Here is a 24172-nt window from a genome sequence, read left to right as displayed (position 1 = left end):
TCCTTTTTATTTCGGCTTGCGCCGGACCTTAAAGCTTGATCTCGACATCGACACCGGCGGCCAGATCGAGCTTCATCAGCGCATCAACCGTCTGCGGGGTCGGATCAACGATATCGAGAAGACGCTTGTGCGTGCGCATCTCGAACTGTTCGCGGCTCTTCTTATCGACGTGCGGCGACCGGTTGACCGTGAATTTTTCAATCCGGGTCGGAAGCGGCACGGGCCCGCGCACACTCGCACCGGTGCGCTTGGCCGTCGACACGATTTCGCGCGTGGAGGCATCGAGGATCCGGTGATCAAACGCCTTGAGGCGGATGCGGATATTCTGGCCGTTCATTCGACTTGTCCTTGCTCGTGTTTCCAATGTGCTTTCGAGAGCACACACTTGAACTTCTGAATTCGTTTCGCTTAGCCGCTTCTTTCAAAAATCGCAGGGACATGGGCGACCATGTCCCTGCCGAAACGGCCGAGCCGTTCTCTTGTTACTCGACGATGGAGGCGACGATGCCGGCGCCGACGGTGCGGCCGCCTTCGCGGATGGCGAAGCGCAGCTTTTCTTCCATCGCGATCGGCACGATCAGCTCGACGTCAACCGTCACGTTGTCGCCCGGCATCACCATTTCCGTGCCTTCCGGCAGCGTCACGATGCCCGTCACGTCGGTCGTGCGGAAGTAGAACTGCGGACGGTAGTTGGTGAAGAACGGCGTATGACGGCCGCCCTCTTCCTTCGTCAGGATATAGGCTTCGGCCTTGAACTTCTTGTGCGGCTTGACCGAGCCCGGCTTGCAGAGAATCTGGCCGCGCTCGACGCCGTTGCGGTCGACACCGCGCAGCAGCGCCCCGATGTTGTCGCCGGCCTGGCCCTGGTCGAGCAGCTTGCGGAACATTTCAACGCCGGTGCAGGTCGTCTTCGTCGTCGGACGGATGCCGACGATCTCGACTTCCTCGCCGACCTTGATGATGCCGCGCTCGACGCGACCGGTCACCACCGTGCCACGGCCAGAGATCGAGAACACGTCTTCGATCGGCATCAGGAACGGCTGGTCGATCGGACGCTCCGGCGTCGGGATATAGGCGTCAACCGCCGCCATCAGCTCGCGGATCGCGTCTTCGCCGATCTTCTTGTCCGAGTCTTCAAGCGCCGCCAGCGCCGAACCCTTGACGATCGGAATGTCGTCGCCCGGGAATTCATAGGACGACAGAAGTTCGCGCACTTCCAGCTCGACGAGTTCGAGCAGTTCGGCATCGTCCACCTGGTCGACCTTGTTCAGGAACACCACGATCGCCGGAACGCCGACCTGACGGGCCAGCAGAATGTGCTCGCGGGTCTGCGGCATCGGGCCGTCGGCGGCCGAAACCACCAGGATCGCGCCATCCATCTGCGCCGCACCGGTGATCATGTTCTTGACGTAGTCGGCGTGGCCGGGGCAGTCGACATGCGCATAGTGGCGGTTCGGCGTCTCGTATTCGACGTGCGCCGTCGAAATCGTGATGCCGCGGGCCTTTTCTTCCGGCGCAGCGTCGATCTGGTCATACGCCTTGAACTCGCCGAAGTATTTCGTGATCGCTGCCGTCAGCGACGTCTTGCCATGGTCAACGTGGCCAATCGTGCCAATGTTAACGTGCGGCTTGTTGCGCTCAAATTTGCTCTTTGCCATTTCCGGCTCTCCGTTTCCTGTCCCCTACAGGGGAAATCTTTTCATTCTGTTTTCAGCGCGAGGCTATTCCGGTCACTTCTGACCGGAATACTTCGCCTGGATTTCCTGCGCGACGTTCGACGGAACCGGCGCGTAGTGATCGAACAGCATTGTGTACTGAGCGCGGCCCTGCGACATCGAGCGCAGGTTATCCACGTACTTGAACATGTTCGCGAGCGGCACGTGGGCATTGATCACCACGGCAACGCCGCGCGATTCCTGGCCCTGGATCTGGCCACGGCGGGAGTTCAGGTCACCGATCACGTCACCGACGTAGTCTTCCGGCGTCACGACCTCGACCTTCATGATCGGCTCGAGGAGCTGGGCGCCCGCCTTCTTTGCGGCTTCACGGAAGCATGCACGGGAAGCGATTTCGAAGGCCAGGACCGACGAGTCGACATCGTGGAATGCGCCGTCGATCAGCGTCGCCTTGACGCCGAGCATCGGGAAGCCGGCGAGCGGGCCCGAGGACAGAACGCTTTCGATACCCTTCTGAACGCCGGGGATGTATTCCTTCGGAACAGCACCGCCAACAATCTTCGATTCGAATACGAAATCCTCACCTTCCGGGTTCGGCTCGAAGACAATCTTGACGCGTGCGAACTGACCGGTACCACCGGACTGCTTCTTGTGCGTGTAGTCTTCTTCGTGCTGACGCGTAATGGTTTCGCGGTAGGCAACCTGCGGAGCACCGACCGAAGCTTCGACCTTGAACTCGCGACGCATACGGTCGACGATGATGTCAAGGTGAAGTTCGCCCATGCCGGCGATGATCGTCTGGCCGGATTCTTCGTCGGTCTTGACGCGGAAGGACGGGTCTTCTGCAGCCAGACGGTTGAGCGCGAGGCCCATCTTTTCCTGGTCGCCCTTGGTCTTCGGCTCGATCGCGATCTGGATAACCGGCTCCGGGAACTCCATGCGCTCGAGGATAACCGGCTTCAGCGGATCGCAGAGCGTATCGCCGGTGGTGGTTTCCTTGAGGCCAGCCAGAGCAACGATATCGCCAGCGAAGGCTTCTTCGATGTCTTCACGCGAGTTGGAATGCATCTGCAGCATGCGGCCGACGCGCTCACGCTTCTCCTTGACCGTGTTCATGACCGACGTGCCCTTTTCGAGCTTGCCGGAATAGATGCGTGCGAAGGTCAGCGACCCGACGAAGGGGTCGTTCATGATCTTGAACGCCAGCATCGAGAGCGGTTCGTTGTCGTCAGCCTTACGGGTGATTTCACCTTCTGTCTTGACGTCGATGCCCTTGATCGCCGGAATATCGACGGGGGACGGCAGGTAATCGACAACGGCGTCGAGCAGCGGCTGAACGCCCTTGTTCTTGAAAGCCGTGCCACAGAACATCGGATGGAACTTGACGTCGATGGTACCGCGACGAACCAGTTCACGGATCTTGTCGTTGTCCGGATAGGTGCCTTCGAGGTAGGCTTCCATTGCCGCCTCGTCGATCTCGACAACCGTCTCGATCAGCTTTTCGCGGTATTCTTCAGCCTTTTCCTTCAGGTCGTCCGGGATTTCGACAACGTCCCACTGGGCGCCAAGCGACTCGTCGCGCCACACGAGGGCATTCATCTCGATCAGGTCGACAACACCCTTGAAGTCACTTTCAGCGCCGATCGGCAGCTGCATGACGACGGCGGTCGCGCCGAGGCGGGTCTTGATCATCTCGACCGAGCGGTAGAAGTCCGCACCGGTCTTATCCATCTTGTTGCAGAAGATCATGCGCGGAACATTGTACTTCTCAGCCTGGCGCCAGACGGTTTCCGTCTGCGGCTCAACGCCGGCGTTGGCGTCGAGCAGCGCGATGGCACCGTCGAGAACGCGCAACGAGCGCTCCACTTCGATGGTGAAGTCCACGTGACCGGGGGTGTCGATGATATTGAAGCGGCGCGTCTTGCCGTCGCGACCCTTCCAGAAGGTGGTGGTCGCAGCGGACGTGATCGTGATGCCGCGTTCCTGCTCCTGCTCCATCCAGTCCATGGTAGCGGCGCCGTCATGCACTTCGCCGATCTTGTGGGACTTTCCGGTGTAGTAAAGGATACGTTCGGTCGTCGTCGTCTTACCGGCATCGATATGCGCCATGATACCGAAGTTGCGGTAGTCTTCGATTTTATATTCGCGAGCCATGAGAGACTGCCTTTCGAGACGTGTTCGGATTACCAGCGATAGTGCGAGAACGCACGGTTGGCATCCGCCATCTTGTGCGTGTCTTCGCGCTTCTTCACGGCGCTGCCACGGTTATTTGCTGCATCCATGAGTTCGCCGCAGAGGCGATCAACCATGGTCGTTTCATTGCGCTTGCGCGCGGCCGCAATCAGCCAGCGGATAGCGAGGGCCTGGCGACGCTCCGGACGGACATCGACCGGAACCTGATAGGTGGCACCACCGACGCGGCGCGAACGCACTTCGACATGCGGAGCGATGTTGTCGAGCGCGGAATGGAACACGGTGACCGGCTCCTGCTTCAGCTTCGACTGAACCGCATCGAAAGCACCATAGACGATGCCTTCCGCCACGGACTTCTTGCCGTGCAGCATGATTGCGTTCATGAACTTCGTGACAACCATATCACCGAACTTCGGATCCGGATTGATTTCACGCTTTTCTGCTCTGTGACGTCGGGACATACTTTTCGTCTCTCAACTCTTAAATCTTGTGACCAGCGAAATGGCGCCGGTTGCGATGTTATTTCGGACGCTTCGCGCCGTACTTGGAGCGGCGCTGTTTACGGTTCTTCACACCCTGCGTGTCGAGCACGCCACGGATGATGTGGTAACGAACACCCGGAAGGTCCTTCACGCGGCCGCCGCGGATCATGACCACGGAGTGCTCCTGAAGGTTGTGACCTTCACCCGGAATGTAGCCGATCACCTCGAAGCCGTTCGTCAGGCGAATCTTTGCAACCTTACGCAGAGCCGAGTTCGGCTTCTTCGGGGTCGTCGTGTAGACGCGGGTGCAAACGCCGCGCTTCTGCGGGTTTTCCTGCAGAGCAGGAACCTTGTTGCGCTTTACCTGTGCCTGACGCGGCTTGCGGATCAGCTGGTTTACGGTAGGCATGTAACCATCCCTTGCAAAAACTTGTCTCGTTACCCTTTCGGGCGGATCGTTGCCGTCGCCGGCGGTCTCGAACGCCTATGAAATGCGCAAAACGAGGGCCGATCCGCTTTTTCGCAGATGGCCCCACCAAAAGCAGAGGACGCACTATCTCGCGCGTCTTGCGTGCAGCATTTTTGTCTTCAGCGTGCGGTTCGAACCTTGTTTGAGGCGAACTCCAGAACGCGACGTTCCGAACCAGCCAGCCTCACATGGGCTCCGATGCGGCGGGGTGTACTGATTTCGGGGCGATCCGTCAAGGGCAATTAACAAATAATATCGGCTTTGCAGCCCTGTCATGCCCGGAAAACAAGGCTTTGCGGCGCCTACAGACTGCCGGAAGGGCATCAACAGCATTTTACCCACACGCATTGTTCTTCGCGATTAAGGAATCAGCAACTTCTTTCTGACGTTTTCCACGATCACGACTCGGCGCTTACGGCAGTCTTCGGAGAAGCAATCCTTCGACCGAAAGCGCTCGACCATGGCAGCGGCTGATTCCGACGAAATTGATGCGCGGGATTCGGGCGGAAAACGGCACAGGATCTCCCGTAGAATTTCGCACCTGGCGCTATTTCCTTCGCACGCCGGAGAGAACCGAGCTAAGCTCAGAGCGCTATTCGAAAGAGGACATGCAATGCCTATTACCCCGGACAACGACAATTCACCGGACGACCCACTGGTCTTCATCATCATCGGCAAAGCCTACGAAGCCGACGGCGACGAGGGCGTCGACATTCACGTCATGCTCCGGGCTCCGGACGACGATACGGCCGTGCGGGAGGCACTCAATGCGCTCGCCGAGGAAGGATTCCTTCAGGCGGATCTCGATCAGATCGGAACCTTGACGGATATACCCGACGAGGAGCCGCACGCTTCCGCCTATCAGGGCGCGCTCGAAGGCGAGGTCGCGATCATTCGCTTCAACTGATTTAGAGTTCTTGCAGTCGGACATAAACTGAAACAAAGAAGCCGCCCGGAAGGATCCGGGCGGCTTCTTTAATTTTCCTGGAGAGAGCACGCCCGCCCTCTCCTTCGCCATTATTCCGCGGCGGCGTTCTCGTTCGCCATGTCGGAGAGCATCGGCGTAGCAGCCTCCGCGCCCGTGCCCTTGCGGCGCTCTTCGAGAATCATCTCGTCGCGGGCCGTTGCGATCCGGCGGATCTGCGTCATGGTACCACCGGTGCCGGCCGGGATGAGACGGCCAACGATGACGTTTTCCTTCAGACCCTGAAGATTGTCCGTCTTGCCTGCAACCGCGGCCTCGGTAAGGACCTTGGTCGTTTCCTGGAACGAGGCGGCCGAGATGAAGGACGGCGTCTGCAGCGACGCCTTGGTGATGCCGAGCAGAACCGGGTCACCAAAGGCGGGCTTCTTGCCTTCCGCGATCAGCGCATCGTTGACATCCTCGAGCTCGATGCGGTCGACGTTGTCGCCGACGATGTAGGTCGAGTCACCGGCGTCGGTGATTTCAACCTTCTGCAGCATCTGACGCACGATCACTTCGATGTGCTTGTCGTTGATGACAACGCCCTGCAGACGATAAACTTCCTGGATTTCGTTGACGAGATAGGAAGCAAGCGCTTCCACGCCCTTGATCGCCAGGATGTCGTGCGGAGCCGGGTTGCCGTCGAGGATGTAGTCGCCCTTCTCGATGTAGTCGCCGTCCTGAAGATGGAAGGGCTTGCCCTTCGGGATCAGGTACTCGACCGGTTCGACACCGTCTTCCGCCGGCTCAATCAGCACGCGACGCTTGTTCTTGTAATCGCGGCCGAAACGAACCGTACCATCGATCTCAGCGATGATGGCGTGGTCCTTCGGACGACGAGCTTCGAACAACTCGGCAACGCGCGGCAGACCACCGGTGATGTCCTTGGTCTTGGCGCTTTCGAGCGGCGAACGGGCGAGAACGTCACCCTGGCTCACCTTCTGCCCCGGCTCGACCGAGAGGATCGCGTCGACCGAGAGCATGAAACGAGCCTCGCCGCCACGAGCGAGCTTCGCGATGTTGCCGTTCTTGTCCTTGATGACGATCGCCGGCTTCAGGTCCGTACCGCGCGGCGTCGAGCGCCAGTCGATAACCTGACGCTTGGTGATGCCGGTCGATTCGTCGGTCGCTTCGAGAACCGAGATGCCGTCGACAACGTCTTCGAAGTGAACGGTACCTTCCACTTCCGTCATCATCGGACGGGTGTAGGGGTCCCACTCGGCAAAACGCTGGCCGCGCTTCACCTTGTCGCCATCGTCCACGAAGATCTTCGAACCATAGGCAACGCGCTGCGAGGACCGCTCGACGCCGCGTTCGTCCAGGATCTGGATCGCCATGTTGCGGCCCATGGCAACGAGTATGCCATCGGAGTTGCGCAGCATGTTGCGGTTCTTGATCTGGACCGTACCTTCATAGGACGCTTCCAGGAACGACTGGTCGACCACGGTCGCTGTACCGCCGAGGTGGAAGGTACGCATGGTCAGCTGGGTGCCCGGCTCACCGATCGACTGTGCGGCGATGACACCGACAGCCTCGCCCATGTTGACCGGCGTACCACGAGCGAGGTCGCGGCCGTAGCAGACGCCGCAGACTCCGGTCTGGATTTCGCAAGTCAGCGCCGAGCGAATGCGGACGGACTGGATGCCGGCCTTCTCGATCTCGACGACATCGGGTTCCAAGATCATCTTGCCGGCATCGACGATGCGCTCGCCGGTGACCGGATTGTCGATGTTGTCGAGCGCGGTACGGCCAAGGATACGCTGGCCGATCGAGGCCACGACCTGACCAGCATCGACGATCGCAGTCATCGTGAGGCCCTTGTCGGTGCCGCAATCCGTATGCGTGACGATGCAGTCCTGCGCCACATCGACGAGACGACGGGTCAGATAACCAGAGTTCGCAGTCTTCAAGGCGGTGTCCGCCAGACCCTTACGGGCGCCGTGCGTCGAGTTGAAGTACTCGTTCACGGTCAGACCTTCCTTGAAGTTCGAGATGATCGGCGTTTCGATGATCTCGCCCGACGGCTTGGCCATAAGGCCGCGCATACCGCCCAGCTGGCGCATCTGGTTCGGCGAACCGCGGGCGCCCGAGTGCGACATCATGTAGATCGAGTTCATCGGCTTCTGGCGACCGTTGTCGTCGAACTCGACCGCCTTGATGCGCGCCATCATCTCTTCGGCGACCTTTTCGGTCGCCTTGCCCCAGGCGTCGACAACCTTGTTGTACTTCTCGCCTTGGGTGATGAGGCCGTCATTGTACTGCTGCTCGTATTCCTTCACGAGCGCTTCGGTATCGCCGACGATCTTCACCTTGGTGTCCGGGATCACCATGTCGTCCTTGCCGAACGAAATGCCGGCGCGGCAGGCATGCGAGAAGCCGAGCTGCATGATCCGGTCGCAGAAGATCACCGTGTCTTTCTGACCGCAATGGCGATAAACCGTGTCGATCATCTTGGAGATGTTCTTCTTGGTCATCTCCTGGTTGCAGATATCGAACGGAACGTTCGGATTCTTCGGCAGGAGCTCGCCGATGATCATGCGGCCGGGCGTCGTTTCGTAGATCTTCGAAACCGGGTTGCCCTCGGCATCGACGGTCTTGTAACGGCCACGGATCTTTGCGTGCAGAGTGACGGCTTTGGTTTCCAGCGCATGGTGCAATTCGCCCATGTCGGAAAACGCCATGCCTTCGCCCGGCTCGTTCTGGTTCATGATCGAGAGGTAGTAGAGACCGAGGACCATGTCCTGCGACGGAACGATGATCGGTGCACCGTTGGCGGGGTGCAGGATGTTGTTCGTCGACATCATCAGGACGCGCGCTTCAAGCTGGGCTTCGAGCGACAGCGGCACGTGAACGGCCATCTGGTCACCGTCGAAGTCGGCGTTGAAGGCCGTGCAGACGAGCGGATGCAACTGGATCGCCTTGCCCTCGACCAGGATCGGTTCGAAGGCCTGGATGCCCAGGCGGTGCAGCGTCGGCGCACGGTTCAGGAGAACCGGATGCTCACGGATAACCTCATCGAGGATATCCCAGACTTCCGGCTTTTCCTTTTCCACGAGCTTCTTTGCCTGCTTGACGGTCGAGGAGTAACCCTTGGCGTCTAGGCGGGCATAGATGAACGGCTTGAAGAGCTCGAGCGCCATCTTCTTCGGCAAGCCGCACTGATGCAGCTTGAGTTCCGGACCGGTCACGATGACCGAACGGCCGGAATAGTCGACGCGCTTGCCGAGCAGGTTCTGACGGAAGCGGCCCTGCTTGCCCTTGAGCATGTCGGAGAGCGACTTCAACGGACGCTTGTTTGCACCCGTGATGACGCGGCCGCGACGGCCGTTGTCGAACAGCGCGTCCACGGATTCCTGCAGCATGCGCTTTTCGTTGCGGATGATGATGCCCGGCGCACGCAGTTCGATAAGCCGCTTCAAACGGTTGTTACGGTTGATCACACGGCGGTAGAGATCGTTCAGGTCCGACGTCGCGAAACGGCCGCCGTCGAGCGGCACCAGCGGACGAAGGTCCGGCGGGATGACCGGGACGACCTTCATGATCATCCATTCCGGACGGTTGCCGGAATCCATGAAGTTCTCGACGATCTTCAGCCGCTTCATCAGCTTCTTCTGCTTCAGATCCGAGCTCGTCTCTGCCATCTCCGCGCGCAGATCGCCGGCAATCCTCTCGAGATTCATCGAAGCGAGCATCTCATAGATCGCTTCAGCGCCGATCATCGCGGTGAACTGGTCTTCACCGAACTCGTCAACCGCGAGCATGTACTCCTCTTCGCTCAGGAGCTGGTTTTCCTTGAGCGAAGTCAGGCCGGGTTCGGTGACGATGTAGTTTTCGAAATAAAGAACGCGCTCGATATCCTTCAGCGTCATGTCGAGCAGCGTTGCAATGCGGCTCGGCAGCGACTTCAGGAACCAGATATGGGCAACGGGCGCAGCCAGCTCGATGTGGCCCATGCGCTCACGGCGAACGCGCGACAACGTCACTTCGACGCCGCACTTTTCGCAGATGATGCCCTTGTATTTCATGCGCTTGTACTTGCCGCACAGGCACTCGTAGTCCTTGATCGGCCCGAAGATGCGTGCGCAGAAAAGACCATCGCGCTCCGGCTTGAACGTGCGGTAGTTGATCGTCTCCGGTTTCTTGATCTCACCGTAAGACCAGGAAAGAATCTTCTCCGGCGAGGCGATCGAAATCCGGATGGAATCGAAGGTCTGTGCAGGCACCTGCGGATTGAAAAGATTCATGACCTCTTGGTTCATGCCTGTCTCCTTTGCGGGCATTGCGCCCTAAGCTTGGCGAGGGTGCCGGCAAATCCCGGGCGCCGGCCCCTGCCCCATAAACAGCTAAAACCGCATCGGGTGCGGCCCTGTTCCTGCCGCAGACAATCGGATGCCCGACGGCGGAAACGGTGCGCGCCGCTTAGCGGCACGCACCTGATGTCTCTTATTCGGCCGCGTCCGGCAGCTGCGCCGCAGCACCGACGTCGTCGACCTTGGAATTCTCCAGCTCGACCGAGAGGCCCAACGAACGCATTTCCTTCACGAGAACGTTGAAGCTCTCCGGAATGCCCGCTTCGAACGTGTCGTCGCCGCGGACGATCGCCTCGTAAACCTTGGTGCGGCCGGCCACGTCGTCCGACTTGACCGTCAGCATTTCCTGGAGCGTGTAGGCGGCACCGTAAGCTTCCAGTGCCCAGACCTCCATTTCCCCGAAACGCTGACCGCCGAACTGCGCCTTGCCGCCCAGCGGCTGCTGGGTAACGAGCGAGTAAGGACCGATCGAACGAGCGTGGATCTTGTCGTCGACCAGGTGGTTGAGCTTCAGCATGTAGATGTAGCCCACGGTCACCTGGCGGTCGAACTGATCGCCAGTACGGCCATCATAGAGTGTCGACTGACCGGTCACCTTCAAGCCCGCCTGCTCCAGCATCTCGTTGACATCTGCTTCGACAGCACCGTCGAAGACCGGCGTTGCGATCGAAACGCCGCGGCGGGTTTGCTCGGCAAGCCGTACGATCGATTCATCGTCGTACTGCTTGATCGGCTCGCCCTTCGGACCGGAGCCGATGACGCTGTCGATGGTGTCGCGCAGCGGCTGGATGTCAGCGCCCGCCTTATAGGCATCGAGCATCGCTCCGATCTTCTTGCCCATTCCGGCGCAAGCCCAACCGAGGTGCGTCTCCAGGATCTGGCCGACGTTCATGCGCGACGGCACGCCGAGCGGGTTCAGCACCACGTCGACATGCGTGCCGTCTTCCAGGAACGGCATGTCTTCGATCGGCACGATACGCGAGACAACGCCCTTGTTGCCGTGACGGCCGGCCATTTTGTCGCCTGGCTGGATCTTGCGCTTCACAGCGACGAAGACCTTCACCATCTTCATGACGCCCGGCGGCATTTCATCGCCGCGCTGGACCTTCTCGACCTTGTCCATGAAGCGCTGTTCAAGGCGCGACTTGGATTCGTCGTACTGGGCGCGAAGCGCTTCGATCTCGCCCTGAGCCTTTTCGTCCTCAATGGCGAACATCCACCACTGCGAGCGCGGATATTCGCTGACGACGGCGTTGGAGAGCTCGGTGCCTTTCCTGAAGCCCTTCGGACCGGCAACGGCGACGTGACCGCGCAGCATGTCGACCAGACGCGCATAGACGTTGCGATCGAGGATCGCCTGTTCGTCGTCGCGGTCCTTCGCGAGGCGTTCGATTTCCTCGCGCTCGATCGCCATTGCACGCTCGTCCTTCTCCACGCCATGGCGGTTGAAGACGCGCACTTCGACGACCGTACCGAAGGTACCGGGCGGCATGCGCATGGACGTGTCGCGAACGTCGGATGCCTTTTCACCGAAGATGGCGCGCAGGAGCTTTTCTTCCGGCGTCATCGGGCTTTCACCCTTCGGCGTGATCTTGCCGACGAGGATATCGCCCGGCTGAACCTCGGCGCCGATATAGACGATGCCCGCTTCATCCAGGTTCTTCAGCGCTTCTTCCGAAACGTTCGGAATGTCGCGGGTGATTTCTTCCGGACCGAGCTTGGTGTCACGCGCCATCACTTCGAATTCCTCGATGTGGATGGAGGTGAACACGTCATCGCGAACGATCCGCTCGGAAAGCAGGATCGAGTCTTCGTAGTTGTAGCCGTTCCACGGCATGAACGCGACCAGCGCGTTGCGGCCGAGCGCCAGGTCGCCGAGGTCGGTCGACGGACCGTCCGCGATGATGTCGCCCTTGTTCAGGACGTCGCCGACGGTGACCAACGGACGCTGGTTGACGCAGGTGTTCTGGTTGGAACGCTGGAACTTCTGCAGACGGTAGATATCAACGCCGGACTTCGACGGATCGAGGTCTTCGGTGGCGCGGATGACGATACGCGTTGCATCGACCTGGTCGACGACACCGCCGCGGCGGGCAGCGATCGCCGCACCGGAATCGCGGGCAACGACCGGCTCCATGCCGGTGCCGACGAAGGGTGCCTCTGCGCGGAGCAGCGGCACGGCCTGACGCTGCATGTTCGAGCCCATCAATGCACGGTTGGCGTCATCGTTCTCAAGGAACGGAATAAGCGCCGCGGCGACAGAGACGAGCTGCTTCGGCGAGACGTCCATCAGGTTGATGTTGTCGCGCGGCGCCAGCATGACTTCGCCGGAGTGGCGGCACACGACGAATTCTTCCGCGAAGGAGCCGTCATCGTTCAGCACCGAGTTTGCCTGTGCCACGTGGTATTTGGCTTCTTCCATCGCCGAAAGATAGACGACGTCGCCCGTGACCTTGCCATCGACGATCTTGCGGTAGGGGCTCTCGATGAATCCGTACTTGTTGACGCGGGCGAAGGTTGCGAGCGAGTTGATCAGACCGATGTTCGGGCCTTCCGGCGTTTCGATCGGGCAAATACGGCCGTAGTGCGTCGGATGCACATCGCGGACTTCGAAGCCGGCGCGTTCGCGGGTCAAACCGCCCGGGCCAAGAGCCGAAAGACGGCGCTTGTGGGTGATTTCCGAGAGCGGGTTCACCTGGTCCATGAACTGCGAGAGCTGCGAGGAACCGAAGAATTCGCGCACGGCCGCGGCTGCAGGCTTCGCATTGATCAAGTCCTGCGGCATGACCGTGTCGATTTCGATCGAGGACATGCGCTCCTTGATCGCACGTTCCATGCGCAAGAGGCCCAGACGATACTGGTTCTCCATCAGTTCGCCGACCGAACGGACGCGGCGGTTGCCGAGATTGTCGATGTCGTCGATCTCGCCCTTGCCGTCACGCAGTTCGACCAGCATCTTGACGACCGCCAGGATGTCTTCCTTACGAAGGGTGCGAACCGTATCCGGAACGTCGAGGTCGAGGCGCATGTTCATCTTCACGCGGCCGACGGCCGAGAGGTCGTAGCGCTCTGCGTCGAAGAAAAGCGTGTTGAACATGGCTTCGGCAGAATCCATGGTCGGCGGTTCACCCGGCCGCATGACGCGATAGATGTCGAACAGGGCGTCCTGACGGTTCTCATTCTTGTCGGCGGCAAGCGTGTTGCGGATATAGGCGCCAACATTGATGTGGTCGATGTCGAGAACCGGGATCTCGTCGAAACCTGCAGAAAGAATGACGGGAAGCGTCTTCTCGTCGATCTCGTCGCCGGCTTCCAGGTAGATTTCGCCGGTTTCGAAGTTGACGATGTCCTCGGCGAGATAGTTGCCATAGAGATCGTCGTCCGTCGCCTTGAGCGCCTTCAGACCCTTGTCCTGCAACTGCCGCAGCAGCCGCGGCGTAAGCTTCTTGCCGGCTTCGACAACCACTTCGCCGGTGTCGGCATCGACCATCTCGACGATTGCCTTCTGGCCCTTCAGGACGTCGGGCTGGAACGGCACACGCCAACCTTCGCCGTCGCGCTGATAGAGCGACTTCGTGTAGAAGGTCTCGAGGATTTCCTCGCCATCCATGCCGAGCGCCATCAGGAGCGACGTCACCGGAATCTTGCGACGGCGGTCGATACGGGCATGCACGATGTCCTTGGCGTCGAACTCGATGTCGAGCCAGGAACCGCGATAGGGGATGACGCGAGCTGCAAAGAGCAGCTTGCCCGACGAATGGCTCTTGCCTTTGTCGTGGTCGAAGAAGACGCCTGGCGAACGGTGCATCTGCGAGACGATCACGCGCTCGGTGCCGTTGACGATGAAGGTACCGTTGTCCGTCATGAGCGGCATGTCGCCCATGTAGACGTTCTGTTCCTTGATGTCCTTGATCGACTTCGCGCCCGTGTCCTCGTCAATATCGAACACGATGAGACGCAGCGTTACTTTCAGCGGCGCCGCATAGGTCAGGTCGCGCTGGCGGCATTCCTCGACGTCGAACTTCGGCGGTTCGAATTCGTAGGAGACGAATTCGAGCATGGAAGCGCCCGAGAAGTCCTTGATCGGGAATACCGACTTGAAAACAGCTTGAAGCCCCTCGTCTGGGCGACCGCCCTGGGGCTCGTCCACCATGAGAAACTGGTCATAGGAGGCCTTTTGAACCTCGATAAGGTTCGGCATTTCCGCGACTTCTGGAATTTTACCAAAAAACTTGCGTACGCGCCTGCGACCGTTGAACGAAAGGGTCTGAGCCATCGTCGCTCCTTGTCAATCTTGCATCCGGGCCTGCAACAGACGGTCACCGCTGGCCAGTCGGCTCCGTCATCAATGGGACTTTCAAAGAACCCATTACCCAAAAGCCGTTTTCGACAGGCTTTTGGGTAATATGTTCTAAAAACGGTCAAAGAGAGGCGGCCACAGCGGCCACCTCCCCGTCGCATTTCGTCGAATTACTTGACGTCGACCTTGGCGCCAGCGTCTTCGAGCTTCTTCTTGAGGTCGGCAGCTTCAGCCTTGGAAACTGCTTCCTTGACCGCCTTCGGAGCGCCTTCGACCAGGTCCTTGGCTTCCTTGAGGCCCAGGCCGGTGATGGCGCGGACTTCCTTGATGACGTTGATCTTGTTGGCGCCAGCTTCAACGAGAACGACGTCAAACTCGGTCTTTTCTTCTTCAACAGCGGCAGCAGCACCGCCGGCAGCACCGCCAGCAGCAGCAACAGCTACCGGAGCAGCGGCAGAAACGCCCCACTTTTCTTCGAGCAGCTTGGAAAGCTCAGCAGCTTCCAGCACGGTCAGCGAGGACAGGTCTTCAACGATCTTTGCGAGATCAGCCATTTTACTTTTCCTTTTGTTCGGTTCGAACTGGTTTCAATTACAACAGCGAAATTCCGCCTCAGGCGGCTTCGTCCTTCTTGGCATAGGCCGAGAACACGCGAGCAAGCTGGCTTGCCGGTGCTGCGACAACCGTCGCGACGCGGGTTGCCGGGGCATTGAGGAGGCCCAGCAGCTTCGCGCGCAGTTCGTCAAGCGAAGGCAGGGTCGCAAGCGACTTGACACCTTCGGCATTGAGCGTGGTTGCACCCATGGCGCCACCGAGAACAACGAGCTTGTCGTTGGTCTTGGCGAAATCCATGACGACCTTCGGAGCCGTCATAGGGTCAGCGCTGAAAGCGATCAGCGTCTGTCCCGTGAAGAGATCGGTCATCCCTTCAGACTCCGTGCCCTGAAGAGCGATCTTGGCCAGGCGGTTTTTCGCGACTCTGACGGTGCCGCCAGCAGCGCGCATTTTCGAACGGAAGTCGTTCATTTGCGCAACTGTGACACCAGCATAGTGGGCCACGACAACCGAACCGGAAGCCTTGAAGACTTCGTTCAGCTCCGTGACAAATTCGCGTTTTTCCGCTCTTTCCACTGTCTGTCTCCAGTTGACAGGGTTGCTTTTGCAGCCCTGCCGGGTTTGCCTTTGTCCCCCGGGATCACTGTCGATCCCAAGCGACGCTTGAGGATCCTGTCCCTTGGCGTCCCCGGGAAGCCGGGTCTGACACAAGGCAAGCGAGGTTCGAACCGAATTTCGACGCCAGCGGCGTCACATGAAATCCAGATCTTACCCGTCTCATGCGGGCAATGGTGATTAAGGTAAAACCACCCGCAATCTCGGACAGGAATTCCGGACCGAGGTCCGGATTTCCGGCCTCGAAAGGCCGGAAATTCAGTTTCCGGGCCTAGGCCCGGAATTCATCAGGCTACGCTGAGCGTTGCCGGGTCGATCTTCAGACCCGGACCCATCGTCGACGAAATCGCGACGCGCTTGACGTAGTTGCCCTTGGCGCCCGCCGGCTTTGCCTTGATAACGGCGTCGGCGAATGCGCGGATATTTTCTTCCAGCGACTTGGCATCGAAGGATGCCTTACCGACGCCGGCGTGAACGATACCTGCCTTTTCGACGCGGAACTCGACCGCGCCACCCTTCGAGGCCTTGACGGCTGCAGCCACGTCCATGGTGACGGTGCCGACCTTCGGGTTCGGCATCATGCCACGCGGGCCGAGAACCTTACCGAGACGGCCGACGAGCGGCATCATGTCCGGGGTCGCGATGCAGCGATCAAAGTCGATCTTGCCGCCCTGGACGATTTCGACCAGGTCTTCTGCCCCGACGATGTCAGCGCCGGCAGCCTTGGCTTCATCAGCCTTGGCGCCTCGAGCGAAAACGGCGACGCGGACCGAGCGGCCAGTGCCGTTCGGCAGGTTGACAACGCCACGGACCATCTGGTCGGCATGACGCGGGTCGACGCCGAGGTTCATCGCGACTTCGATGGTTTCATCGAACTTGGCCGTCGCACGTTCCTTGACCAGCGTCACGGCTTCGGTGAGGCCGTATGTCTTTGCCGGATCAATGCCCTCGCGGGTCTTCTGTACACGCTTTGCAATCTTCGCCATGGTCTCAGCCCGTCACTTCCAGGCCCATGGAGCGGGCAGAGCCCTCGACCATTGCCATTGCGCCTTCGATATCCGCCGCATTGAGGTCCTTCATCTTGGCCTCTGCGATGGTGCGGATCTGAGCCTTGGAGATCGCGCCGGCTTTCGCCTTGCCCGGGGTCTTCGAGCCCGACTGGATCTTCGCCTCGCGCTTCAGGAAGTAGCTAACCGGCGGCTGCTTCATGACGAAGGTGAAGGACTTGTCCTGGTAGTAGGTGATGACGACCGGAATCGGCATACCCTTTTCCATTTCCTGCGTGGCAGCGTTGAACGCCTTGCAGAATTCCATGATGTTAATGCCACGCTGACCAAGCGCAGGACCGATCGGCGGCGACGGATTCGCCGAGCCGGCCTTGACCTGCAGCTTGAGCTGGCCTGCAACTTTCTTAGCCATTTCTCTCTGCCTCTCATTGCCTCTTCACAGCCGGGCCGGAAGAGGAACTGTTCAGCCGGTTGCCCGGCCATCTGCCGATCACAAGACCGGCGGCTGCGGTTGCGTGGTGCGGATAACCGACCCGGCTAAGACCGGACACCTCCCACGCGCATGCGGATCACTCCGCCAGAGCAGACCAATTCAGACTGCCCATCCTTGTAAGTCTGTGCTCTCGTCAGACCTTTTCGACCTGGCCGTATTCCAGCTCGACAGGGGTCGCACGGCCAAAGATCGATACTTCGACCTTCAAGCGCGACCGCTCTTCATCAACATCCTGAACGATGCCGTTGAAGGATGCGAACGGACCGTCCGATACGCGGACCTGCTCGCCGATCTCGAAGGACACCGAAGGCTTCGGACGCTCGACGCCCTCCTGAACCTGACCGAGAATACGCTCGGCCTCATAGTCCGGGATCGGAACGGGCTTGCTGTCCGTCCCAAGGAAGCCGGTAACCTTCGGCGTGTTCTTGATGAGATGGTAGGCCTCGTCCGTCAGATTGGCGCGAACAAGGACATAGCCCGGAAAGAACTTCCGCTCCGCATCGACCTTGCGTCCGCGACGAACCTCGACGACCTTTTCGGTCGGAACGAGGATCTTCTCGAAGAGATGATCCAGCCCCTTCTGCTTGGCCTTCTCCTCGATCGACTCGGCAACCTTTTTCTCGAAATTCGAATAGGCGTGAACGATATACCAGCGCGCAGCCATGCTACCCTCCACCCAATCAAGCGCCAACGTTGAGGATCAGGCTCATCAGCCAACCCATCAACTGGTCCGCACCAAAGAAAAAGGCGGCGGCAAAAGAGACCATGACAAAGACCATCAGCGTCGAGATCGTCGTCTCGCGCCGTGAAGGCCAAGTCACTTTCGACGTTTCGGAGCGAACCTGCTGCAGAAACGTAAACGGATTCGTTTTGGATGCCATAAAATGCTCACGCCATTACGGCGCGTAAAGCCGATGATTCAGCCCCACGCACCGCGTGTCTGTTTGAACCCTACATAAAGACCGATTCCAAAAACCACAAGAGCCAATCAGTCTTTTTTGTGAATATAAAAAGGGCGACTGCGCCACCCCACCCTTCTCATCCCACCCGAATATAAGAAGGGCAGAATGGAAGGTTTGGCAGGGGCAGAGGGGCTCGAACCCCCGACCTGCGGTTTTGGAGACCGCCGCTCTACCAACTGAGCTATACCCCTAAATCGTTACGCCGCACAAATAAACGCTGACGCATCTCAAGTCAGCGGCTTCTTATTCAGTTTACCGGGCGCTTTCAAGCGCATTTGCAACAAAAGGGGAAAAAGTTCCCAGAAAATTCCGCGCGGACGGCGGCCACGCCGATCCATGATGCGAGCCGCGATGTGCGCTACTCCTCCAGAGGCACGTATTTCCGCCAGTCGTGCTCTTCCTTGAAGCCGAGGACCTCGCGAATTCTTCGATTCGAAAGGAGTCCTTCGAACTCGCCGATCTCTCTTGTGAAAGGGACATTCGGATAAAAGCGTCTGGCGAGTTCGCGGGACGGAGTGTTCGCCGACACCGTGTCGTTGGCGGCATTGAATACAGCGAAGCCAAGCCCATCCTTCTCGATGCAGAGCTTGACGATCTGGCCGAGGTCCCGCGCATCGATATAGCTCCACGCGATCCGCTTTCTGATCTCCGGATGAGCGAAGTAGTGCGGGAAATGCGCGTATTCGTGCGGCTCAATTACGTTGCCGATGCGTAACGCGTAGATGTCGAAGCCGGAACGGTCGGCAAATGCGCGCGCCGTCTTCTCATTCACGACCTTCGAGAGACCGTAGGAGTCCATCGGGTTGACATCATAATCCTCTTCCAGCGGAAAATGATCGAAGTCCCGATGCCCCTCGGCGAAGCAGACGCCGTAGGTCGTCTCGCTCGAAGCGACGATGATCTTGCGGATGCCAAGCTTCACCGCTGCCTCGATCACGTTGTAGGTGCCCATGACATTGACCCGAAAGGTCTCATTGTCCGGCTTGATCAGGATGCGGGGAATGGCGGCAAAGTGCAAGACGGCATCAAAAGGCTGGGGGCCCTGGTCGAGATCGGGAAAATCTCGATGCATCGAGAGCGCATTGAACATCTGGCCGCTATCGGTGATGTCGGCGATCAGGTTGGTGACGCCGGGGCTGTCGAGCGGAACAAGATCGACATTGTGCACCTCATAACCCGCCTCGACGAGATAGGGCACCGTGTGCCGGCCGGCCTTGCCGGCGCCGCCGGTAAACAGAATACGCTTTTTCATGACGCCTCCCCCACAAAATCCAAGCAATAGTTAGGTGGTTTGCGCTTTTGCGCAAGATGCCTCTGCGCTCGACATTTGCCGCGAGCACCGCTCGCTACGAGCGTCGCAATCTCACCATTTCAGGCTGTAGCGGAGTTCGAAGATGCTGCGGGGCGCCAACAACGGTTCGGCGACAGCCGCGCCGAGATGGAGATTGCCGAACTCTTGCTCGACGCCAATGCGGCTCAAGCCGCTGATGCCGTCACTTGACAGTTGACCCTGCGCTACGAGTGCGGTCCGGGTTGCTGGAGATGTGAGCCTGGCTGTTTGGGTCAGGCTCGGTTTGCTGCAATTGTTCTCATAGGCATTGCACTGGAGCGCTATGCTTCGGTGGACCTCCGCATCCAGAGTCGGCGTAACAATCCAGGTCCGTGCAGTACCAGCGCCGACGCCGCCGGCGCCGCTCAAGGCGTTGAAGTCCATGCTGATCTGTGAGGAACGCGTGACCGCCCGTCGTCCGCTCTTGCGCGAAAACGACCCCCAGAGGCGAACCGGCGCGTCCGGTGGATTGATTTTTCCAGCCGGCCCCGCGCCCATCGACAGCTCGGCACCCGCACTCGTATCCCACCGCCATGGCAAACGCATACCAACGCGCAGCTTGTAGGCGTTGGTTCCGGTCTTCGAAGGCGCCCATATCAGCAGATCGTTGTCGGCAGATGATGCCGTTTGCGGAAACGGACCGATACAGACCAAAGCGATGCCAGCAGCGGCGAGCCGCGCAGCGATACCTTTTTTCATTTGGAATTCCGATCCTCGGTCGCAACCGCTGGCACTCGGGCAAATCGTCAGGACTGGAAAATAGCACGAACCGGCTGCAAAAACCTCATGGTAATCGGCCGCAGCGCAACGAACTCTATGAACACTGTTGTAAACATCACACGCGGGGGCTGGGACGAGCATCCGCCTCCCAGCCCGCAAACAAAAAACCCCGCAGTTGCCTGCGGGGCTTTCGAAATCCGGATGAGCCGGAATTACTCGACGATGGAGGCGACGATGCCGGCGCCGACGGTACGGCCGCCTTCGCGGATGGCGAAGCGCAGCTTTTCTTCCATCGCGATCGGCACGATCAGCTCGACGTCAACCGTCACGTTGTCGCCCGGCATCACCATTTCCGTGCCTTCCGGCAGCGTCACGATGCCCGTCACGTCGGTCGTGCGGAAGTAGAACTGCGGACGGTAGTTGGTGAAGAACGGCGTATGACGGCCGCCCTCTTCCTTCGTCAGGATATAGGCTTCGGCCTTGAACTTCTTGTGCGGCTTGACCGAACCCGGCTTGCAGAGAATCTGACCGCGCTCGACGCCGTTGCGGTCGACACCGCGCAGCAGCGCCCCGATGTTGTCGCCGGCCTGGCCCTGGTCGAGCAGCTTGCGGAACATTTCAACGCCGGTGCAGGTCGTCTTCGTCGTCGGACGGATGCCGACGATCTCGACTTCCTCGCCGACCTTGATGATGCCGCGCTCGACGCGACCGGTCACCACCGTGCCACGGCCGGAGATCGAGAACACGTCTTCGATCGGCATCAGGAACGGCTGGTCGATCGGACGCTCCGGCGTCGGGATATAGGCGTCAACCGCCGCCATCAGCTCGCGGATCGCGTCTTCGCCGATCTTCTTGTCCGAGTCTTCAAGCGCCGCCAGCGCCGAACCCTTGACGATCGGAATGTCGTCGCCCGGGAATTCATAGGACGACAGAAGTTCGCGCACTTCCAGCTCGACGAGTTCGAGCAGTTCGGCATCGTCCACCTGGTCGACCTTGTTCAGGAACACCACGATCGCCGGAACGCCGACCTGACGGGCCAGCAGAATGTGCTCGCGGGTCTGCGGCATCGGGCCGTCGGCGGCCGAAACCACCAGGATCGCGCCATCCATCTGCGCCGCACCGGTGATCATGTTCTTGACGTAGTCGGCGTGGCCGGGGCAGTCGACATGCGCATAGTGGCGGTTCGGCGTCTCGTATTCGACGTGCGCCGTCGAAATCGTGATGCCGCGGGCCTTTTCTTCCGGCGCAGCGTCGATCTGGTCATACGCCTTGAACTCGCCGAAGTACTTCGTGATCGCTGCCGTCAGCGACGTCTTGCCATGGTCAACGTGGCCAATCGTGCCAATGTTAACGTGCGGCTTGTTGCGCTCAAATTTGCTCTTTGCCATGGGTACGTTTCCTGTGGTCAAGTAAAACAGATCAGCCGGCTGGGCCGGTTTGTCGAGCCGTTTAAGGGTTTCGTCGACTTTGCGCAAGACTTAATTGCGTGCACCAGGAGCGCATGACTCGACCCTCTTCGAAGAGCAGAGACAGAGATCCGCCGAGCTGACGGCACGTCGGTGTTCCGGAAACGTGAAAGCCAGCGCAATCAGCGACATGCGAGCATGACCTGAAGTTGCGTATTAATTAATTCTGAAGGGAAACAGACTGGAGCGGGTAGCGGGAATCGAACCCGCGTATTCAGCTTGGAAGGCTGCTGCTCTACCATTGAGCTATACCCGCGGGCCTTCGATCCTGAAGCAGAATGGTGGAGGGAGTTGGATTTGAACCAACGTAGGCTGAGCCAACGGATTTACAGTCCGTCCCCTTTAACCACTCGGGCATCCCTCCATTATTCTGTCGGGATCAATCGACCAAGCATTTGAGATCGCGGAAGAACCGGCGCCGTTTTGTTGCCGCCTCTCGATCTGCGCCGGGTATATGACCGCCTGCATTCGTCCTGTCAACACGGCGAAACGCAAAATTTCAGAAATTCTCCACAGGCACACCCGGCGAACATTCCGAAACCATTTCCAACGCTCGCCGAACCCCACTATAAGACGCGCATGAGCAAGGACAAGACCGGCGACAAGAGCGCCAGAGACACCCATTACGCCAATCTTCGCCGAGCGCATCGCGATGCGCGCCGCGAGCGCGGCGAAATTCCGACGCCGCGTCAGGACAAGCGCAAGAAGCTGGCAACAGACTGGAAGCCCCCGGCGCTGACGCCGGAACAGGTGCTGCTTTACGGATTGCACACCGTCCGTGCGGCGCTCGACAATCCCGAGCGGCAGATCATACGCCTCAGCGTCACGCAGAATGCCGCAGCCCGGCTGGAACTCGGCGACGTCTCCGCGCTCCCCTTCCCGGTCGAGACCGTGACGCCGCAGGATCTGGACAGAATTCTCGGCCCCGACGCCATCCACCAGGGCGTGATGCTGGAGACACGGCCTCTGCCGCATCGAAGGCTCGAAGCGTTGCGCGACTGCCCTCTGATCCTGGTGCTCGATCAGGTGACCGACCCCCATAACGTCGGCGCGATCATGCGCTCGGCAGTGGCCTTCGATGCCGGTGCGCTCATCACTACGATGCGCCACAGCCCGACGGAATCGGGCGTGCTGGCGAAGTCGGCCTCCGGCGCGCTCGAGCTCATTCCTTACATCCAGATAACCAATCTCGCCGACACGATCGAGGAATTGCACAGGCTCGGCTTCCAGACGATCGGTCTCGATTCCGACGGCCCGCAACCGCTCGAAGGCACTTTCTCTGCTGAGAAGATCGCCCTGGTGCTGGGATCGGAGGGCAAGGGACTGCGGCAGAAGACAAGACAGATTGTGACGGCTCTGGCGCGACTGGATATGCCGGGCGCAATCAAGTCGCTGAACGTCTCGAACGCCGCCGCGATCGCCATGTATGCGGCGCGGCAGTTCCTGAAAGGCTGAAGCCCACGCTCAGTAAAGCAGTGCGCCGCTTACCGTTCCGAGCTGCGCGGTCGGACATCCGTCGCGCAGCTTCTTCCATGTCAGGACGTTGAGGTTCATTTCGCAGCGCGCGAGATAGGAGACGCCGCCCACGCTGATGCAAACGACCTCGCCGAGTTCATACTTGGAGCCGTCACGATTGCGGCAGGTGCAGCGGGCATCCGGCGGCGCCGCAGAGGCAGCCAAGGTGGCGGCCACCAAAGACAATGCTGCAATCGATATGGCGCGCAGTTTCATGGCTCAGCATAGCGCAAATGCTTGGCTTCTAAAATGAAGAATGCCGGCTGCTGAGGCAGCCGGCATTCTTCCGCAACGGACCGGTATTCGCACCGGTCCAGATCAAGGCTGCGCAGGGTCCTTTTCGAAAAAACGGATTCCCCGGCTTCGGACGATGCGCTAGCTTGCCAGCCGCAGGACGGTGCCTTGGGCGATCGTCTTTTCGGCTTCGGCGATGGCAAACTGCTTCGCGTCGGCGCCGAGGTTCAGGCCTTCGGCACGGACGAATTCAACGTCGGTGATTCCGAAGAAGCCGAAGACGGTCCTCAGGTAGCTTTCCTGATGGTCCATGGCAGAAGCCGGGGCGGCCGAATAGTGTCCGCCGCGCGTGGAGGCGATGATAACCTTCTTGCCCTTGGCAAGCCCTTCCGGGCCAGCTTCGGTGTAGCGGAAGGTCTTGCCCGAAACGGCGAGGCGGTCGATCCAGGCCTTGAGCTGGCTCGGAATGGAGAAGTTGTACATGGGCGCGCCGACGACGATTGTATCGGCAGCCAGGAACTCTTCGAGCATCTGACGGCCGATCTGAACGTCTGCGGCCAGAGCAGGATCGACGCCATCGAGATCGGCAGGCGCCATGATCTGGGCGCCGGTAAGATGCGGTGTGCGTTCGGAGGCGAGATCGCGATAGGTGACCTTCGCATCAGGCTGATCGGCCTTGATCTGCGATACGATCGCTGCCGTCAGCCGGCGGGAAACCGAGTGTTCGCCGAGGATGCCGGAGTCGATATGGAGGATGTTCATGGGAGCACCTTTGTATTGCGTTGCGGTGCACAACATATGATTGGAAAACAATCACGCGATAAGTGCGCGAATATTTGACATTCCGTTTCCTGATGGAAACAATTCCGATCAGAAGGTGC

20 protein-coding genes and 3 tRNA genes are annotated in these 24172 nt (G+C 59.7%); 2 read left to right on the top strand and 21 right to left on the bottom strand.

Annotated features, from left to right (window positions below):
• Positions 1-28: 28 nt before the first annotated feature.
• From rpsJ to rpsL, 5 genes are all read right to left on the bottom strand, one after another.
• Positions 29-337: a 30S ribosomal protein S10 gene (gene rpsJ / locus PYH37_RS18010; protein ID WP_003507767.1), complete on the bottom strand. Its 309-nt coding sequence runs from the start codon at positions 335-337 to the stop codon at positions 29-31.
• A gap of 145 nt (positions 338-482) precedes the next feature.
• The gene (gene tuf / locus PYH37_RS18005) at positions 483-1658 is read right to left on the bottom strand and encodes an elongation factor Tu (protein WP_280732814.1); all 1176 of its coding nucleotides are present in this window, start codon (positions 1656-1658) and stop codon (positions 483-485) included.
• Between the two features lie 72 nt (positions 1659-1730).
• The gene (gene fusA / locus PYH37_RS18000; protein ID WP_280732826.1) at positions 1731-3830 is read right to left on the bottom strand and encodes an elongation factor G; all 2100 of its coding nucleotides are present in this window, start codon (positions 3828-3830) and stop codon (positions 1731-1733) included.
• Between the two features lie 29 nt (positions 3831-3859).
• Positions 3860-4330 carry a 30S ribosomal protein S7 gene (rpsG, locus tag PYH37_RS17995; protein WP_280732825.1) on the bottom strand — a complete coding sequence of 157 codons (471 nt, stop codon included), beginning with the start codon at positions 4328-4330 and terminating at the stop codon, positions 3860-3862.
• Positions 4331-4388: 58 nt separating this feature from the next.
• Entirely contained in the window at positions 4389-4760 is a 372-nt protein-coding gene (gene rpsL / locus PYH37_RS17990; protein ID WP_003507760.1) for a 30S ribosomal protein S12, read from the bottom strand.
• Positions 4761-5433: 673 nt separating this feature from the next.
• Between rpsL and PYH37_RS17985 the strand changes: the two genes are divergently transcribed.
• Positions 5434-5727 carry a transcriptional regulator gene (locus PYH37_RS17985; RefSeq protein WP_280732824.1) on the top strand — a complete coding sequence of 98 codons (294 nt, stop codon included), beginning with the start codon at positions 5434-5436 and terminating at the stop codon, positions 5725-5727.
• Positions 5728-5837: 110 nt separating this feature from the next.
• Here the strand turns inward: PYH37_RS17985 and rpoC are convergent, their stop codons facing one another.
• The 14 genes from rpoC to PYH37_RS17915 form a co-directional block, all read right to left on the bottom strand.
• Positions 5838-10043: a DNA-directed RNA polymerase subunit beta' gene (gene rpoC, locus PYH37_RS17980; RefSeq protein WP_280732823.1), complete on the bottom strand. Its 4206-nt coding sequence runs from the start codon at positions 10041-10043 to the stop codon at positions 5838-5840.
• 184 nt (positions 10044-10227) lie between these two features.
• Positions 10228-14370 (bottom strand): DNA-directed RNA polymerase subunit beta, encoded by a 4143-nt coding sequence (rpoB, locus tag PYH37_RS17975; RefSeq protein WP_280732822.1) that lies wholly within the window; start codon positions 14368-14370, stop codon positions 10228-10230.
• Positions 14371-14564: 194 nt separating this feature from the next.
• Positions 14565-14948 carry a 50S ribosomal protein L7/L12 gene (gene rplL, locus PYH37_RS17970; protein ID WP_280732821.1) on the bottom strand — a complete coding sequence of 128 codons (384 nt, stop codon included), beginning with the start codon at positions 14946-14948 and terminating at the stop codon, positions 14565-14567.
• A gap of 58 nt (positions 14949-15006) precedes the next feature.
• Positions 15007-15525 carry a 50S ribosomal protein L10 gene (gene rplJ, locus PYH37_RS17965; RefSeq protein WP_280732820.1) on the bottom strand — a complete coding sequence of 173 codons (519 nt, stop codon included), beginning with the start codon at positions 15523-15525 and terminating at the stop codon, positions 15007-15009.
• A gap of 326 nt (positions 15526-15851) precedes the next feature.
• Positions 15852-16550 carry a 50S ribosomal protein L1 gene (gene rplA / locus PYH37_RS17960; protein WP_280732819.1) on the bottom strand — a complete coding sequence of 233 codons (699 nt, stop codon included), beginning with the start codon at positions 16548-16550 and terminating at the stop codon, positions 15852-15854.
• 4 nt (positions 16551-16554) lie between these two features.
• Positions 16555-16983, bottom strand: coding sequence for a 50S ribosomal protein L11 (gene rplK / locus PYH37_RS17955; RefSeq protein ID WP_280732818.1), 429 nt, complete (start codon positions 16981-16983; stop codon positions 16555-16557).
• A gap of 214 nt (positions 16984-17197) precedes the next feature.
• On the bottom strand, positions 17198-17728 hold the full coding sequence (gene nusG, locus PYH37_RS17950) for a transcription termination/antitermination protein NusG (protein ID WP_280732817.1): 531 nt from the start codon (positions 17726-17728) through the stop codon (positions 17198-17200).
• A 16-nt stretch (positions 17729-17744) separates the two neighbouring features.
• Complete coding sequence (gene secE, locus PYH37_RS17945; protein ID WP_012707741.1) at positions 17745-17945, bottom strand: preprotein translocase subunit SecE; 201 nt, start codon at positions 17943-17945, stop codon at positions 17745-17747.
• Between the two features lie 196 nt (positions 17946-18141).
• Positions 18142-18217 (bottom strand) — tRNA-Trp (locus tag PYH37_RS17940).
• Between the two features lie 167 nt (positions 18218-18384).
• Positions 18385-19278, bottom strand: a complete 894-nt coding sequence (locus tag PYH37_RS17935; RefSeq protein ID WP_280732816.1) for an NAD-dependent epimerase/dehydratase family protein — start codon at positions 19276-19278, stop codon at positions 18385-18387.
• Positions 19279-19389: 111 nt separating this feature from the next.
• A complete protein-coding gene (locus PYH37_RS17930) occupies positions 19390-20055 on the bottom strand; it encodes a hypothetical protein (RefSeq protein WP_425336155.1) in 666 nt (221 codons plus the stop codon).
• Between the two features lie 233 nt (positions 20056-20288).
• A complete protein-coding gene (tuf, locus tag PYH37_RS17925; protein ID WP_280732814.1) occupies positions 20289-21464 on the bottom strand; it encodes an elongation factor Tu in 1176 nt (391 codons plus the stop codon).
• A gap of 260 nt (positions 21465-21724) precedes the next feature.
• Positions 21725-21798, bottom strand: a tRNA-Gly gene (locus PYH37_RS17920).
• Positions 21799-21821: 23 nt separating this feature from the next.
• Positions 21822-21906 (bottom strand) — tRNA-Tyr (locus PYH37_RS17915).
• Positions 21907-22121: 215 nt separating this feature from the next.
• On the opposite strand from PYH37_RS17915, the gene PYH37_RS17910 reads away from it, so the two are divergent.
• Positions 22122-22997: a TrmH family RNA methyltransferase gene (locus PYH37_RS17910; protein WP_280732813.1), complete on the top strand. Its 876-nt coding sequence runs from the start codon at positions 22122-22124 to the stop codon at positions 22995-22997.
• Between the two features lie 9 nt (positions 22998-23006).
• Here the strand turns inward: PYH37_RS17910 and PYH37_RS17905 are convergent, their stop codons facing one another.
• Both PYH37_RS17905 and PYH37_RS17900 read right to left on the bottom strand, forming a co-directional pair.
• Positions 23007-23273, bottom strand: a complete 267-nt coding sequence (locus PYH37_RS17905) for a hypothetical protein (protein ID WP_280732812.1) — start codon at positions 23271-23273, stop codon at positions 23007-23009.
• A 159-nt stretch (positions 23274-23432) separates the two neighbouring features.
• Entirely contained in the window at positions 23433-24053 is a 621-nt protein-coding gene (locus PYH37_RS17900; protein WP_280732811.1) for an FMN-dependent NADH-azoreductase, read from the bottom strand.
• Between the last annotated feature and the right edge of the window lie 119 nt (positions 24054-24172).

Origin of the sequence: Sinorhizobium numidicum (assembly GCF_029892045.1) — a bacterium.
In the GTDB taxonomy this organism is placed as follows: domain Bacteria; phylum Pseudomonadota; class Alphaproteobacteria; order Rhizobiales; family Rhizobiaceae; genus Sinorhizobium; species Sinorhizobium numidicum.
The sequence above is the reverse complement of the archived record's forward strand: the minus strand, read 5'-3'. Positions and strand labels throughout refer to the sequence as shown.